This window comes from Sorangium sp. So ce117, from assembly GCF_051524395.1.
GTDB lineage: Bacteria > Myxococcota_A > Polyangia > Polyangiales > Polyangiaceae > Sorangium > Sorangium cellulosum_B.
This window is the reverse complement of sequence record NZ_CP150309.1, coordinates 1,274,861-1,288,823: the sequence shown is the minus strand read 5'-3', so window position 1 is coordinate 1,288,823 and position 13,963 is coordinate 1,274,861. Positions and strand designations below refer to the sequence as shown.

Below are 13,963 nucleotides of genomic sequence, written 5' to 3'. Positions count from 1 at the left end.
TCAGGGCACGAAGACGGTATCGCCGGCCTTGAGCACGAGGTCCTGCTCGGGCCGCTTGCGCGAGGCGATTTCGTCGTAGTTGATGGGGATGTGCCGGAATTTGCCCGGGCTATCCATGCGGATGAGCAGGATCTGATCCGTCGAGGCGAACTGGTTGGGACCGCCGGCGAGCGCGAGCGCCTCGGAGACGGAGACGAAGTAGTTGGAGGCGAAGATGCCGGCGCGCGCGACGTTGCCGCTGACCACGAACCGGTAGCTGTTGATCCCGGTCACGGCGACGGTGATCACGGCCGTCTCGTCCTTCACGAACTCGGAGAGCCGCTTCTTCAGCTCCTCGCGCACCTGGGTCGGGGTCCTTCCGGCCACGTAGACGTCGCCGATGAGCGGCATCGTGATGACGCCATCGGCCCGGACGAGCGCCTCGCTCGACAGGTCGGCCATGCGCCAGACGTTGATCCGGATCTGGTCCCCTACCCCGATCGTGTATTCGTGCTTACGCGGGTCGTACTCCTTCGCGTAGTTCGCGGGGTTGTAGACGTACGTCGGCGCGCACCCGGCGGAGAACGCGGCGAGGGCGAGCCCTGCCGCTGCCGTCAGAAGCACTCCTCGCATGAAGGACCGTTTCGTGGGACGGGTTGTGCCTTCCATGGGCGTCTGCATTGAGGAGGATGTCAGGCGGTACGGGGTTGCGATCACGCGGCGATCAAGGGGCGATCACGGGGCGTTCACAGGGAACGAGGTGAACTCGGCCGTACGGCGGCGCGATTCACCGAGCGGCGCCAGCATTGCAGGAAGGCCGTCCGCCGCCAAGGGGAAGTTTTCGTACCGCCGCAAGACGCGGGATCCTCGCGAGGAACCAACTTGACGGGCCGATGACCTCTCTCGAAAGTCGGCTTTGATGCTGCTTCATCTGCAACGGATCGCGGTCCCCTTCGAGTACCCCGTCTACTTCACGGAGGGCGTCTTTTCGCCGAGCAACGCCGACCTGGCGGCCGCCATCGCCGCGAAGGAGCCGCGCCGGCGTCACCGCGTGCTGCCGGTGATCGACGGCGGCGTCGCGGCGGCGTGGCCGTCTCTGGCGGACGACATCGCGCGGTACGTGGGCGCGCGGCCGGACCTGCTCACGCTCGCGGCCGAGCCGATCGTGGTGCCCGGCGGCGAGGCGGCGAAGAACGACGGCGCGGCGACGGCGGCGCTGCAGGCGAGGCTCGACGCGCTGGGGATGGATCGGCAGTCGTTCGTGATGATCGTCGGAGGCGGCGCGGTGCTCGACATGGTCGGCTACGCGGCGGCGACGGTGCACCGAGGCGTCCGGGTCGTGCGGATCCCGACCACGGTGCTCGCGCAGGCCGATTCCGGGGTCGGCGTGAAGAACGGCGTCAACGCGTTCGGGAAGAAGAACCTGCTCGGCACGTTCGCCCCGCCGTTCGCGGTGCTCATCGATCCGCGCTTCCTGGAGACGCTGCCCTTGCGCGACAAGGTGGCGGGGATGGCGGAGGCGGTGAAGGTCGCGCTGATCCGGGACGCGCGGCTGTTCTCGTGGCTGTCCGAGCACGCGCCCGCGCTCGCGTCGGGGTCGCTCGCGCCGCTCGCGCAGCTGGTGCGCCGCTCGGCGGAGATCCACCTCCACCACATCGCGAGCGCGGGCGACCCGTTCGAGCTCGGGAGCGCGCGGCCCCTCGACTTCGGGCACTGGGCTGCGCACAAGCTGGAGTCGCTCACGAAGCACAGGCTCCGCCACGGCGAGGCGGTCGCGATCGGGATCGCGATCGACACGCTGTACGCCGAGCTGGCCGGCCTGTGCAGCCAGGCGACGGCGGCCGCGGTGGTGGCGGCGCTCGAGGCGCTCGGCTTCACGCTGTGGGACGACGCGCTCGCGCTGACGCGCACGTGCGAGCGGGGGGAGCGGGGCGAGCGGCTCTGCGTGCTCGATGGGCTGGACGAGTTCCGCGAGCACCTCGGCGGGGAGCTCACGGTGACGTTGCTCGAGGACGTGGGGCGCGCCCGCGAGGTGCACGCGATGGAGGAGCGGCACATCGTCGCGGCGATCGCGCGGCTGCGCGAGCGCGCCGGGAGGCGGGGCGCGCTCGCGGCGATCGGCGCGACGGGAGCGGCGGGCGCGGCCACGGGAGCGACGGGCGTGGCCACGGGAGCGACGGGCGTGGCCACGGGAGCGGCGGGCGCGGTCACGGGAGCGGCGGGCGCGGTCACGGGAGCGGCGCAATCATGAGGCTCGCGTGCGCGGGCGCGCCGCACCTCACGTACTGCACGAACATCCACGCGGGCGAGACGTGGTCGGAGGTGAAGCAGAGCCTCGAGACGCACCTGCTCGCGATCTGGTCGCGCGCGGCCGGCGGGGAGCAAGGGGCGCTGCACGGAGGAGGCGCCGGAAGCGGCGGAGGCGGCAGCGGGGCGGAGGGCCTCGGGCCGAGCGCGCGCCGCCGGTGCGGGGTGGGGCTGCGGCTCTCGGCGAGGGCGGCGGCGGAGCTCGCCGAGCCGGCGGAGCTCGACGCGTTCCGCGATTTTCTCGAGCGGAACGGCCTCTACGTGTTCACGCTGAACGGCTTCCCCTACGGCCGGTTCCACGGCGCGCCGGTGAAGGAGCGCGTGTACCTGCCCGACTGGCTCGACCAGGAGCGGCTCGCGTACAGCGATCTCCTGGCGACGCTCCTCGCCGAGCTGCTGCCGGCGGACGAGGGCCTGATGGGCAGCGTCAGCACGGTGCCCGGCGCGTTCAGGCCGCGGGTGCGCACGCCGGGCGACGCGGAGGCGATGGCGCGGCGGCTCGTCGAGCACGCGGCGCACCTCGTCGAGATCCGCCGCCGCACGGGCAAGCACATCGCGCTGGCCCTCGAGCCGGAGCCGTGCTGCTTCCTCGAGACGACGCCCGAGGCGATCGGCTTCTTCACCGATCACGTGTTCGCGCCGGAGCGCGCGCGCGAGCTGTCGGCGCTGGCCGGGATGAGCCTGCCGGACGCCGAGGAGGCGCTCCGGAGCCACCTCGGCCTCTGCTTCGACGCGTGCCACATGGCGGTGGAGTTCGAGGACGCCCCCGCGTCGCTCGCGGCGCTCCGCGCGGCGGGCATCGGCGTGCACAAGGTGCAGCTCAGCGCCGGGCTGCGCGCCCGCGTGGCGGAGCGCGAGCCGGCGACGATGGCGAGGCTCCGCGCGTATGCGGCGGACGTCGTCTACCTGCACCAGGTGGTCGAGCGGCGTGGGGGCCCAGGCGGTGGCGAGCTCGTCCGCTACCTGGATCTGCCCGAGGCGCTGGCGGCGCTCGACGGCGGGACCGCAGCGCCGCCCGGGGCGCGGCCGGAGGAGTGGCGAGTCCACTTCCACGTACCGATCTTCCGGGAGCTCGAGGGCGCGCTCGCGACGACGCAGCCGGAGCTGGCGGCGCTGCTGTCGCACCTGCGAGACTCGCCAGCGACGCAGCACCTCGAGGTGGAGACTTACACCTGGGATGTACTGCCGGAGGACCAGCGCCGAGGCGGACTGGTCGAGGCGGTGGCAAGGGAGCTCTGCTGGGTGGAAGAGCGGATGGTGGGTAACGGAAGCGTGGGCGCCGACGAGGGCAGAGGCGTCGGCGAGGGCAAAGGCCTCGGCGCAAGCCGTGGAGTCGGGGGTGGCCGCGAGGTCGGGGGTGGCCGCGAAGTCGGCGCGAGCTCCGCTGGGCGAGCGGACAGCGAAGTCGGCGCGGGCTCCGGTGGCCGAGCGGATAGCCGACCGGGGGCAGGGCGATGAGCTCGCGCGCACGGGTGTACCTGCGGCTCGGCCGCGTCTCGAACCTGCCCACGGTGTGGACGAACGTGCTCTGTGGCATGGCCCTGTCGGGGTCTGCGCCGCGGGCGCCCGAGGTGGCCCTTGTAGGGTTCGCGGTGTCGCTGATGTACGTGGGCGGCATGTTCCTGAACGACGCGTTCGACCGGGAGATCGACGCGCGCGAGCGGCCCGAGCGGCCGATCCCATCCGGGCTTGTGAGCGCCCGGGAGGTGTTCGCGGTCGGCTACGGCCTGCTCGGGGCGGGGGTGTTGATCGTCGGCGGCCATGCCTATATGGCGAGCCGGGGGATGGCGCCCGCCCTGGCGAGCGCGCTGCTCGCCGGGGCGATCGTGCTTTACGATGCCTGGCACAAGGGGAACCCGCTGAGCCCGGTGCTGATGGGGGCGTGCCGCGTGCTGGTCTATGTGACGGCGGCGTTCGCGGCAGGGGGCCAACTCGGGAGCGCGGTGTTCGCCGGGGGGGTGGCGCTTCTGTTCTATCTGATCGGGCTGACCGCGATCGCGAAGCAGGAGAACCTGCTGGCGGTGCGCAGCCTCTGGGCGCTCGGCTTCATGGCGGTCCCGTTCCTGGCGACGCTCGGCGCGCCGCTCACGGGGATAATGGGGACGATCGCGTACGGGGCGCTCGCTGGCTGCGTGATCCACGCGGTGAGGTTACTGCGGGGGACGCGAAAGGACCGGATCCCGCGCGCCGTGGTGACGCTCATCGCAGGGATATCGCTGCTGGATGCCGTGCTCATCGCGAGGAGCGGCGCGCCGGGCGCCGGCGGCGCGGCGGCGCTGGCGATGCTGGGATTTCCGCTGACACTGGCGCTGCAGCGGGTGGTCAGGGGGACGTGAGGAAGAGGTAAGAAGGGGCCACGCCCTACCTTCCCGACGGAGCATCAGCCCGAGTTTCGGAAGAATACGTGAGTCACAGGAGAGACGCGCACATGTCCACATATCGCCCCCGAATGAAACAGGCCGGTTTTCTGGCGTTCGTCCTCGTCGGGTCCGGGTGCGGGCTCCTCCTCGGGCTTGACGACTTCGAGGACGCTTCCACTTCAGGAAGCCAGAGCTCTGGCGGGAATGGCGGCTCAAATGCGTGCCCCCCTGACACATCGGAGCAATGCTACAGTGGCCCGCCTAGCACCGCGAAGAGTGGGCTATGCCGCCCCGGAACCCGGACGTGCGACAGCCAAGGCGAGGCCTGGAGCGCCTGCCAGGACGAGGTGGTGCCCCAACAGGAGAGCTGCGCCTCCACCGAGGACGAGAACTGTGATGGGTTTGACTGTGCGCTGTGGGCTAAGACGTTCGATACACCTAGCAGCGCTGCAAGCATCCACTCGATAGCCTTCGACAGTGAAGAAAACATCATCGCGGCGGGCTCGTTCGCGCGCTCGATACAGTTCGGACCCGAGCCGCTGGTCGGCTCCGACGACGACGACTCTGGCCTAGATGCTTTCATCGTCTCCTTCGATAGCGCCGGAAACCATCGCTGGAGCCGCCAGATCGGCGCCCCGCTGGCCCAGGAAGCGACGTCCGTGGGCGTCGACAACGCGGGCAACGTCATCGTCACAGGGATCAACACCGGCAGCTTGAACCTCGGCGATGACGACGTGGGCCCGGGCATCTTCGTCGCGAAGTTCGACAGCGACGGGAACCACCTGTGGAGCAAGGGCATCGGCGGATCTCCGGCGGGCGATTCCGGCTTCGTGGCAGGTCATCCAAAGGTCAATATCATGCCCGACGGCGACGTGATCCTCGCTGGACACTTCGCTGGCACCCTCCAGTTCGGCGATGACCAGTTCACCACCTATCCCGCGGAGGCGTACGACATCTACGTGGCGAGGCTCGACGGAGAGACCGGGGCCAGCAGCGCAGCGGACGGCGGATGGGTCCAGCGATTCAAGAGTCAAGGGGACGACACCTTGACCGGGCTCGCCGTTCACTCGAGCAGCAACATCATCATCACCGGAAATTTCGCTCAGAGAATCGAGTTCGGCTCTCTCTCACCGGCGCTCGACAACGGAATGTTCCTCGTCAATCTGAACAGGGACGGAAGCCCTGCCTGGGCCCGCGGCTTCGCCAATGCTGAGCCGACCGCGTTGAGCGTCGACACGCTCGGCAACATCTCTGTAACAGGCGCCTACGAACATCCCACCGATTTCGGGGGCGGCAGTCTTCCAGAGTGGAGCCAAATGGCGTTCACAGCGCAGTTCAACATCACCGGAAACCACAGATGGAGTCGCGGCTTCAGAGGGGACATCACGACGGCGAGCATCAGCACCGACGCGAACAACAATGTCATCGTGCTCGGCACTGTGGCGTATGAAGTTAGAATCGACGACGGCGAGATACTGTATGTGGAAGAGATGCCCTCGCCCATAGTCATCAAGCTCGACCCCGAGGGAAGAACGGTCTGGAAAAGGTGGTTCCCTCTCAAGCCTCTCGGCGCGGGACAGGCAGGGGCCGCCGAAACACACCCCGGAGGCGGAACCGCCATCGCAGGACGAGGGGTCAACACCACGGACCAAAGCACGACCATCGATTTTGGGACCGGCCCGCAACCCATAGTAGACAAATCTCTCTTCATCGCGAAGCTCGGCAAGTGAGCGCCTCGCGTTGCCGCACGAGCCGACCGGTAGGCCGCACCCCGACAGTTCGTCAGCGATCAGTCAAAGATGTGGCTCAGGACGATTTCCCTGATGTCCGCTGCATGAACGCTCCTGTTCGGCAACAGGGACGCATCGGTCGACGCCACGAGCGGCCCCTCTGTGGCGCTCTCGGTCAAGCGACCGTGAGAGCCCTTCACGAGCGAAGCGTCCAGCGGGATGACATCCATCAGATAGCGGAAACCGAGCTTCTTCTTGAGTAGCCTCCACGCGACGTGGACCGGCGGGAGACGCAGGCCCGCGTCGACGAAGAGCTCCACGGGGTCATAGCCTGGTTTCCTGTGGATATCGACCGTCCTCGCGAACTCGGGGGCCTTGCTGTCATCCGTCCAATAATAGTACGTGAACCATCGGTCCTTCTTGGAGACGGCGACGAGCTCACCTGATCTCGGGTGATCCAGCCCGGCGGCGCGCTTGTCCTCGCCGTCGAGGACGAAGTCCACGCCAGGCAGCTTCACGAGCAGGCTCTTTACCTCGTCGATCCGCTCCGGGCGTCGAACGTAGACGTGCGCAATTTGGTGGTCAGCCACCGCGAACGCCTCGGAGGCTCCCGGATCCAGCTTCTCCAGGCCACGCTCGACGCGCACGCGAATGAGCCCTTGCTCCCGCAGTGCCCGGTTGATGTGCACAGCGCCGGTCACAGCCGTAATGCCATACTCGGAGAGCACCAGCACCCGCGCCCCGTCCTTGCGCACGTGCTCGATGAGCTCCCCGCAAACGGCATCCACCGCTCTGAGATCCTTCTCGATGGCTGGGTCGCCCGGGCCGAGGCGTTGCAGGTTGTAGTCGAGGTGCGGCAGATAGACCAACGTCAACGTGGGACGACGCGTGTCGTACACATGGCGCGCGCACCGCGCGATCCACTCTGTCGACCGGATGTCCGCGTTCGGCCCCCAGAAATGGAAGAGAGGGAACTCGCCCAACCGGTGCACGAGCTCATCGCGTAATGAGGAGGGCTCAGTGCAGATATCGGGCAACTTGAGCCCGTCCGCCCAGTAGATCGGCCTCGGCGTCACTGCATAATCCGCCGAGCTGTACATATTGTACCACCAGAACAGCTTGGCACAGGTGAACGCCGGGTCGCGCCGGCGCGCAGCCTCCCAGATCTTGTCACCCGTCACGAGCTGGTTCGCCTGGCGCCACAAGTTCACCTCGGCGATGTCGCGAAAATACCAGCCGTTCGCCACAGCGCCGTGACCGCTGGGGAGGAGCCCTGTCGTGAAGGTCGACTGGACCGTGCACGTGACCGCTGGTAGCACGGTCTGCAGAGGGCGCATGGCGCCCTCCTGAGCGAGGCGCTTCAGATTCGGCGTGGCCTCACCGAGGAGCTCCCCGGTGAGCCCGACGACGTTGAGAACGACGGTGCGGTGCATGCGTGTGCCCGATCAGCGCTGCACGACAGGGGCCTGCCCACGCAAGACTGAATTGCCCTCGAACAGGGTGCGCTGGTCCACCGCGGGCGCCTCGCCGAACTCCGCGAGGTCGAGCCGGCCGCTCTGGGCAAAGAATGCGAGCGGATTCTTCCAGACAATGCGCTCGATCACCTCATCCGCAATCCCATTCTCACGCATCCGGGCCGCCGTCTTCGGCACTTTCAGGGGATCGCTCACGCCCCAGTCCGCGGCGCTGTTGATCAGCATCCGCTCCGCACCGTATTTCTTGACCAGCGCGACCATCCGGTCTTCGTCCATCTTGGTGTTCGGGTAGATGGAGTGACCCGCCCAGCAGCCGGACGCGAGCACGAGCGGCAGCGTCTCCTCGTTATTGTGATCGATGAGCACGCGCTCCTCGGGGAACCGAAGCTCTCGCACCGCGGCGAGCGTCCGCTCGGTTCCCCGCTTCTTGTCACGGTGCGGCGTGTGTACGAGGATGGGAAGTTCGTGCTCCCTCGCGAGCTCGACCTGAAGGGCGAAGTACTTCTCTTCCTCGGGCGTCATGTCGTCAAACCCGATCTCGCCGACTGCGACCACGCCCTCCTTGTCGAGGTAACGCGGCAGTAGATCGATGACATCTTGCGCCACGCGAGGGTTATTGGCCTCCTTCGGATTGAGCGCCAGAGTACACAAGTGACGGATGCCGAACTGGCTGGCCCGAAAGCGCTCCCAGCCGAGCAGGGACGCGAAGTAGTCCTCGAACGAGCCGACGTGCGTCCTCGGCTGACCGAGCCAGAACGCCGGCTCGAGGACGGCCACGATGCCGGCCGCGGCCATCACCTGGTAGTCGTCCGTCGTCCGCGATGTCATATGGATATGGGGATCGAATAGCTTCAAGAGTCCCTCCGCAGCGCGCCGCTTCACTCGGGAATCCGCGTGGCGCGCTCACGCTCGTGGTCCAGAGAGAGCAAGCCTATGTCGGCCGGTACGCTCCGGCCAGCCGCCCTCCGTTCGCTCGCGAAGTCCTCCGCCATCCTGGCGAGCTCGCCCGATCGCCGTCGGCCGAGCCCGATGATGCGGGCGAGCGCCACGCCCATGAACATGGCCTTGAGGACCAACTGGTTGAAGTTGAGATCGGGAAAATAGGCAGCCGGGTAGGGGTTCTCGCAGGCGATCGCTTCGAAGATGGGCAGCTCATTCGTTCGGCACGCCTCGACCGCGAGCGGAACGAAGCGCTCTGCCTCGGTCAAGAACGGCAGTGCCCGCAAGAGCGCCTGCCGCTCCCGACCATCTCCCTGCTCATAACAAACACGGAGCAGCGACTCGAGCTCCGGTGCGGGCAGGCGCCTCGAAACCTGCGCCAGCATCGTTACACGGCCGAGCTCATCCAGCGCCCGGCCATCGACCACCCCGGCGACACCGGCAGCCTCCAGGGCATCCCGCTCGTCGGGGTGAAGCCCGAGCTGCCCCCTACCGAGCACGCGTACCGCCGCAGTGAACGTCGCGAGGAAGCGGTCGAGATCGAACCACGTCGACGACTCGCTCTCCCGCGCGTCGGGCGTGCCGCCGAGACCCGCACCGGTCCCGGTCACCCGTTCGACGCGCTCCAGCCAGGAGCGCGCCGCCGACGGAATCCGGCGCGATAGAATTCCAAACAGCAGTAGGGAAGCGTCTTGCATTGTAGTCGTGCCCGCCGGTCCGGGCGCCTGCCGCAAGATGCCGACGTCGCCGAGCGGTGGAAAGTTATACCAAGGGGCGCGCTGTTCGGATAGTGTCCTACTGCATGATGGACCAGAAGCGTTTCCTTTTTCCTTTTATGCCCATCGCAGCCGCCCTGTTCGGGCTCGGCTTCACCCTGAATGGCTGCGGCGGTAGCGAGAGCGGCGCAGGCGGAGGAGGCGGGGGAGGATCCGGTCCCGGTACAACGGGCTCCGGCGGCGGCACCTCGACCGGCGCCCCCACGAGCAGCGGAACCGGCTCGGACACCAGCACCAGCGGCAGCACCAGCGGCAGCACCAGCGGCAGCACCAGCGGCCCGGGCACGACGACGAGCAACGGAGCCGGGGCCGGCCCTGCAACCAGCTCCGGCTCCGGTGCCGGCGGGAGCGGGACGATCGAGTGCGACGAGCCGGGCGGGACCGTGCCGCCGCTTAAGCTGACGGAAGTCGTACGTGGTCTGCATCAGCCCCTCTTCGTGACGAGCGAGCCGAAGGACGCCAGCCGGCTGTATGTGCTGGAGCAAGGTGGAACGATCCGCCTCGTCACCGGCGGCGTACTGCAGAGCACTCCATTCCTTGATATCACCGACGACGTCCAGCAGGTCGAGTGGCAAGCCGACGAGCGTGGACTCCTGGGGTTTGCGTTTCACCCTGACTATGCGACCAACGGCCGGTTCTTCCTCTACTTCAACACGACGAACAACTTGCTGGTTCTTCGAGAGTACAGGCGTTCAGAGAGCAACCCGGACCGAGCCGCCCCGCAGGCGCAAAACGAGCTTCTCTCGATACGGGTGCTGCGAAAGAACCATAACGGCGGCATGGTCGCCTTCGGGCCCGACGGCATGCTCTACGTCGGCGTCGGCGATGGTGGCAGCGAAGGCGACACGCAGGACCCGGACAAGAACGGTCAGAATATCGACGTGAAGTACGGCAAGATCCTACGGATCAACGTCGACACATATCCGACTCCCCCCGCCGGAAACCTCGCCGGTGGAGATCCGGACATCTGGGACTACGGCCTCCGCAATCCATGGCGGTTCAGCTTTGATAGCTGCAATGGTGACCTCTACATCGGCGACGTGGGGGCGAAATCGGTCGAAGAGATCAACGTCGAGCCACGCGGCCAAGGGCACAAGAACTACGGATGGAGCATCTTCGAGGGGAGCGGCTGCTACCCGCCGAGCCAGACGAACTGCCAACTCGCAAATCACACACCGCCTGTCGCGGTGCATGGGCACGGCACCGGCGACGGGTCAATCACTGGAGGGTATGTGTACCGCGGCAGCAGGATCCCCGCGCTGCGTGGCACTTACATCTATGGCGATTTCTCCTCCAACCGCATTCATAGCTTCGTCTGGAAGAACGGCAGCAAGCTGGGAGAGAGGCCTCTCACGACTGATCTCGAGAGCGCGGATACGCTGCAAGCGCTCGCGTCCTTCGGAGAGGACGCCGCCGGGGAGCTCTACGTGGTTGATTATGGAGTCGACGGTAGCGGACGGCTGTTCCGCATCGATCCTGAATGATCGGGGTGTAGCGCCAGAGTCACTCCGCCAGCGCGGAGAGGGTGGTAGCTGAGGCATTTCGGACAGAGCACATCGAGCAGAGAAACCAGGTGAGAAAGAGGACGGGATCGATGCTGAGCACACGGGGGAACACCACTGCTTGGGGGCTGCTCCTCGCGCTCGGGCTGCTGAGCCGAGACGCTGCCGGTGGGATCGACGATCTCCAGGGGACCAAGCCCGGAGATCTGCCGAACAACGGAGATTTCTTCTCCGCCGAGGCATGCACCGGCTGCCACCGGGCCTTACCTAATACAGATCCACCACAGTCTAAGGACTACATGCCGTCCGATACATGGGCAGGCACCATGATGGCCAATGCGTGGCGCGATCCCGTCTTCATCGCTGCCCTCACCATCGCCAACCAGGACGCGCCCGGAGTTGGCACGTTTTGCATACGCTGCCACTCCCCTATCGGCTTCGTACGCGGGCGCGCGACGCCTCCGGACGGGTCGGCGTTCGACCCCGATACGAGCCTGGACGGTATCGTCGACGGCCAGGGGGTCGGGTGCGATGTGTGTCATCGAGCGACGACATCACCCGCCCCCAACGATCCATACATTTTGGGCAACGCGCAGCTCGTATTTGGCTACGAGATTGACCCGGAGGAGCAAAAGCTGGTCAAATACGGCCCTTACGAGAACGTGATCTCTGAGCACCACGGCGGACAGGAGGCTCCCAGCCTCTCGACCTCCCGCTTTTGTGGTCAATGCCACCAGGTTACGAATCCGGAAGTGATGCTCCGAGACGCGAACGGAACTCCGACGGACATCGAATTTCCGCTCGATACGACCTTCGAAGAGTGGGCATCCAGCGACTTCCGCGACGGCGGGACGAACGCACAGAGCTGCGTTGACTGCCATATGCGCAAGAAGCTCGGGGAGTGGTCCGTCGCCAAATTCGGGCCTCCCCGCACCGACCCGCGCGACCACCTCATCGTCGGCGGCAACCACTGGGGCATCCAAGCCGTCATGGCGGCCGACCCGACGCTCGCGGCGGAGCGCGCTGATTCCTTCGAGCGCGCGCTCAAAGGCACCCTCGAGAGCCTCGCCTCGGCCGCCTCGGTCACGCTCGTCGACGCCCCGCAGGAGGCCGCGCCAGGAGAGGAGATCGCCGTCACCGTCCGGGTCGAGAACCTCACCGGTCACAAGTTCCCGACAGGCTATGCGGAGAGCCGGCGCGCCTGGATCGCCGTGTTCCTCGTCGATGAGAACGGCGTCGAACGGCCGCTGCTCGGCGGCTACGACGCCGACACCGGCGAGATCCAGCACGAGCCGCCCACCCACGAGTACCGGGCCGTGCACGGGCGATGGGACGGCGAGGCGGGCGTGGGTGAGAAGGAGGAGCACCTCGCGCTCCACGACATGATCATCTCCGATACGCGCATCCCGCCGAAGGGCTTCGTCCCGTCGCGGACCACCCAGCCGACCCAGGAGATCGACTTCGCCGATGGGAACGGCGGATACCGCAACTACGACGAGGCGCGCTTCACGCTCACCGTCCCGGCCAACGCCTTCGGCAGGCAGACGCTCTCGGCGCGCGTGTACTACCAGTCGATGACGAAGGAGTACATCGAGTTCCTGCAGTCCGAGAACCGCACGGACAGCACAGGAGACGACCTCCGGGCCATCTACGAGGAGACCGGCGAGGCGCCGCCCATCCTCGTCGCGGCCGATGACACGGAAGCGCCGCTCGATCTCGGAGAGCCGCCCGCCAACGCCAGCAGCAGCAACGGCGCCGGCGGCGGCGGCACCGGCGGCAGCGGCACCGGCGGCGACAGCCCGACCGGCGGCACCTCGAGCGGCTCCAGCGACGACGGCGGGTGCGGCTGCCGGATGCCCGGCAACGCCCCCGACGGGTGGCTCCCCGCGGGCCTCGCGGGGCTCGCCCTCGCCGCCGCAGCCAGGCGCCGGCGCACCCACCGGCGGCATTGAGCGTCGCTCCACCACGAACCGCCGCAAGCGCGCGTCGCTGCGGGGCGGACGATCCCCGATCGGCTCCGTCCCGCCGTTTCATCTGGAGACGGCCCCTTTTTCGCTCGCATCGCCCCCCCGGCGCCTTCATAGAGTGAGCCCACCCAGCGCCTCACGGCGAGCCTCGCCTTGCCCATCTCCCGCCTCGTCGATCCCCTGCTCGTGCTCCTCGTCGCCGCGGGCGTCGGCCTCGCGCTCTCCGGCGGCGACTGGAGCTTCCGAACACGCGGGGCGAAGATCGGGCGGGCGCTCGCGTGGAGCGCTTGGCTCGCGCTGTGGCTCCTCTCCACGCCCTGGCTCTCGAGCGCGCTCGCACGCCGGATCAGCACGGTGCCGAGGGACCTGCACGCGGAGCTCGCCGGAAGCTCACCCGAGCGGCGGGTCCTCGTCATCCTCACCGCCGGCATCGACGCCGACGAGTTCGGCGAGCCAGCCATGGAACGGCAGTCGGCGGCAGGCCTCGAGCGCGGCCTCGCCGCCGTGCGGGTCTACCGCGAGTACGGCTTCGGCCACGTCATCGTCTCGGGGAAGGACGTCCGAGGCGCGCCCACCCAGCTCGCCAGCGCGATGGCCGATCTCCTCGTGGAGCTCGGCGTTCCCAGGAAGAAGATCATCCTGGAGACCGAGTCGCGCGATACCCGAGAAAACGCCCTCCACTCGACACGGATCGCCCGCGGCCTGTCGGCCGACGCCGTCGTGGTCGTGACCAGCGCGCTCCACATGCCGCGCTCCCTCCGCATGTTCGAGCGCGCAGGGCTCGATGTCCTCCCTGCGCCGGTCAGGTTCCAGTCGCTGCCACCCGAGGGGCTAGAGCGGCTGCTGCCGGAGTCGCTCTCCCTCAGACGGTCGCAGCGCGCCGTTCACGAGCTCGTGGGTCTCCTGGAGCCGTAGCCCCGGCGCGCCC

11 protein-coding genes are annotated in these 13,963 nt (G+C 67.7%); 7 read left to right on the top strand and 4 right to left on the bottom strand.

Annotated features, from left to right (window positions below):
- Nucleotides 1–612 (bottom strand): polysaccharide biosynthesis/export family protein, encoded by a 612-nt coding sequence (locus WMF46_RS04775; RefSeq protein ID WP_012233507.1) that lies wholly within the window; start codon nucleotides 610–612, stop codon nucleotides 1–3.
- A gap of 283 nt (nucleotides 613–895) precedes the next feature.
- On the opposite strand from WMF46_RS04775, the gene WMF46_RS04770 reads away from it, so the two are divergent.
- The 4 genes from WMF46_RS04770 to WMF46_RS04755 all read left to right on the top strand — a co-directional run bounded on the left by WMF46_RS04770 (nucleotide 896) and on the right by WMF46_RS04755 (nucleotide 6,376).
- Nucleotides 896–2,230, top strand: a complete 1,335-nt coding sequence (locus WMF46_RS04770) for a 3-dehydroquinate synthase (protein ID WP_437984503.1) — start codon at nucleotides 896–898, stop codon at nucleotides 2,228–2,230.
- On the top strand, nucleotides 2,227–3,744 hold the full coding sequence (gene eboE / locus WMF46_RS04765) for a metabolite traffic protein EboE (RefSeq protein WP_437984502.1): 1,518 nt from the start codon (nucleotides 2,227–2,229) through the stop codon (nucleotides 3,742–3,744). Before WMF46_RS04770 ends, eboE begins: the two co-directional genes overlap by 4 nt.
- Complete coding sequence (locus tag WMF46_RS04760; protein WP_437984501.1) at nucleotides 3,741–4,622, top strand: UbiA family prenyltransferase; 882 nt, start codon at nucleotides 3,741–3,743, stop codon at nucleotides 4,620–4,622. Before eboE ends, WMF46_RS04760 begins: the two co-directional genes overlap by 4 nt.
- Nucleotides 4,623–4,996: 374 nt before the next feature.
- Nucleotides 4,997–6,376: a hypothetical protein gene (locus WMF46_RS04755; protein WP_437984500.1), complete on the top strand. Its 1,380-nt coding sequence runs from the start codon at nucleotides 4,997–4,999 to the stop codon at nucleotides 6,374–6,376.
- A gap of 59 nt (nucleotides 6,377–6,435) precedes the next feature.
- On the opposite strand, the gene WMF46_RS04750 is transcribed toward WMF46_RS04755, so the two are convergent.
- Genes WMF46_RS04750 through WMF46_RS04740 form a run of 3 tightly spaced genes read right to left on the bottom strand, consistent with a single transcriptional unit; the run spans nucleotide 6,436 to nucleotide 9,488 of the window.
- Nucleotides 6,436–7,809: an alkaline phosphatase family protein gene (locus tag WMF46_RS04750; RefSeq protein ID WP_437984499.1), complete on the bottom strand. Its 1,374-nt coding sequence runs from the start codon at nucleotides 7,807–7,809 to the stop codon at nucleotides 6,436–6,438.
- A 12-nt stretch (nucleotides 7,810–7,821) separates the two neighbouring features.
- Nucleotides 7,822–8,679: a TatD family hydrolase gene (locus WMF46_RS04745; protein WP_437987854.1), complete on the bottom strand. Its 858-nt coding sequence runs from the start codon at nucleotides 8,677–8,679 to the stop codon at nucleotides 7,822–7,824.
- A 50-nt stretch (nucleotides 8,680–8,729) separates the two neighbouring features.
- Nucleotides 8,730–9,488, bottom strand: coding sequence for an EboA domain-containing protein (locus WMF46_RS04740; protein ID WP_437984498.1), 759 nt, complete (start codon nucleotides 9,486–9,488; stop codon nucleotides 8,730–8,732).
- A gap of 104 nt (nucleotides 9,489–9,592) precedes the next feature.
- Between WMF46_RS04740 and WMF46_RS04735 the strand changes: the two genes are divergently transcribed.
- The 3 genes from WMF46_RS04735 (at nucleotide 9,593) to WMF46_RS04725 (ending at nucleotide 13,950) form a co-directional block, all read left to right on the top strand.
- Complete coding sequence (locus WMF46_RS04735) at nucleotides 9,593–11,050, top strand: PQQ-dependent sugar dehydrogenase (RefSeq protein WP_437984497.1); 1,458 nt, start codon at nucleotides 9,593–9,595, stop codon at nucleotides 11,048–11,050.
- Nucleotides 11,051–11,823: 773 nt separating this feature from the next.
- Nucleotides 11,824–13,020, top strand: a complete 1,197-nt coding sequence (locus tag WMF46_RS04730; RefSeq protein ID WP_437987853.1) for an MYXO-CTERM sorting domain-containing protein — start codon at nucleotides 11,824–11,826, stop codon at nucleotides 13,018–13,020.
- A gap of 168 nt (nucleotides 13,021–13,188) precedes the next feature.
- Nucleotides 13,189–13,950, top strand: coding sequence for a YdcF family protein (locus tag WMF46_RS04725; protein ID WP_437976589.1), 762 nt, complete (start codon nucleotides 13,189–13,191; stop codon nucleotides 13,948–13,950).
- Nucleotides 13,951–13,963: the final 13 nt, after the last annotated feature.

What these genes read in the sequence shown, in the direction of transcription:
- WMF46_RS04760 (WP_437984501.1), top strand. Translation starts at nt 3,741, where the DNA reads ATGAGCTCGCGCGCACGGGTGTACCTGCGGCTCGGCCGCGTCTCGAAC.
- WMF46_RS04740 (WP_437984498.1), bottom strand. Translation starts at nt 9,488, where the DNA reads ATGCAAGACGCTTCCCTACTGCTGTTTGGAATTCTATCGCGCCGGATT.
- WMF46_RS04750 (WP_437984499.1), bottom strand. Translation starts at nt 7,809, where the DNA reads ATGCACCGCACCGTCGTTCTCAACGTCGTCGGGCTCACCGGGGAGCTC.
- WMF46_RS04735 (WP_437984497.1), top strand. Translation starts at nt 9,593, where the DNA reads ATGATGGACCAGAAGCGTTTCCTTTTTCCTTTTATGCCCATCGCAGCC.
- WMF46_RS04775 (WP_012233507.1), bottom strand. Translation starts at nt 612, where the DNA reads ATGCGAGGAGTGCTTCTGACGGCAGCGGCAGGGCTCGCCCTCGCCGCG.
- WMF46_RS04730 (WP_437987853.1), top strand. Translation starts at nt 11,824, where the DNA reads ATGCTCCGAGACGCGAACGGAACTCCGACGGACATCGAATTTCCGCTC.
- WMF46_RS04745 (WP_437987854.1), bottom strand. Translation starts at nt 8,679, where the DNA reads ATGACATCGCGGACGACGGACGACTACCAGGTGATGGCCGCGGCCGGC.
- eboE (WP_437984502.1), top strand. Translation starts at nt 2,227, where the DNA reads ATGAGGCTCGCGTGCGCGGGCGCGCCGCACCTCACGTACTGCACGAAC.